Below are 1095 nucleotides of genomic sequence, written 5' to 3'. Positions count from 1 at the left end.
TGCCAGATTGGGCTTCGTAAAAGCGTGGAATCAGGTTCGCCAGTGTCGACTTACCACTACCGGAGCGGCCGACCAAAGCAACGGTTTCACCAGGCTTGATCGATAAATCAATATTCTTCAGGATCGCTTTATTACTTCCTTCGTAAGCGAAGTTAAGATCACTAATCTCAATCGCACCTTGTACTCTGGCACTTTCGAAGCTTCCTTGATCTTTCTCAGGTTCGGCATCAATCACTGCAAACAAGTCCTTAGCGGCAGCCAAGCCTCGCTGAATCTTTTCATTTACCTGAGTTAACTGACGAATAGGTTTTGCCATGGTCGCTGCCGCGGCAATGATCACCACGAAGCTCCCGGCAGTCATATCGCCACGGACATCTGGAGCGAGCGCTAACCAAACCAAAACCGCGATCGCTAATGCGACTAGAGACTGAATAACCGGTGTACTGATAGCTTTAGTCATTTCAAGCTTCAAAGCTTGCTTTAAGTTATATTCACTAGCCTGATTAAAGCGGTTTGACTCATAGTTCTCCCCACCAAATATGCGCACCACTCGGTATCCCGATACGACCTCCGAGGTTACATGCGTGACATCACCCACTGATGCCATAATACGTTTACTTAACTTACGAAAGCGCTTACTCACATAACTTACTAAGGCACCAATCATTGGACCAATTGCCAAAAAGATTAAGGTCAATTTCCAGTTAGCATTGATCATCACAATAAAAAGGCCGATCACAGTCAAGCCCTCCCGTACAATCACCGTTATTGCATCAGTTGCAGCTGAAGAGACTTGTTGAACGTTGAAGGTAATTCGAGAAATCAAATGTCCCGATGCGTTTGAGTCAAAGTAGTAACTGGGCAGTTTCAAATACCGGTCAAACACTTGGGTGCGTAACCGGTGAACGATATTCTGCCCCACATAAGCTATGTAGTATCCACCCAAGAACCCCCCTATCCCGCGCATTGCAAACAAGGAAAAAATCAGCAAAGGCAGCATCAAGCGATTTTCTTCAGTGGGATTTTCAACGGTGGTAATGACCGTATCCAGAGCTTGAGCCATTAACGCACTCGCACCCGCATAGATAGCGTTAC

General features: G+C 46.3%; 1 protein-coding gene. It reads right to left on the bottom strand.

The annotated features are described in order from the left end of the window. Positions 1–1095: ABC transporter transmembrane domain-containing protein (locus A3766_RS24705; RefSeq protein WP_156509110.1), on the bottom strand; the 1095-nt coding region annotated here is incomplete at both ends.

This window comes from Oleiphilus sp. HI0132 (assembly GCF_001635845.1).
This window is presented reverse-complemented; position numbering and strand designations above follow the sequence as displayed.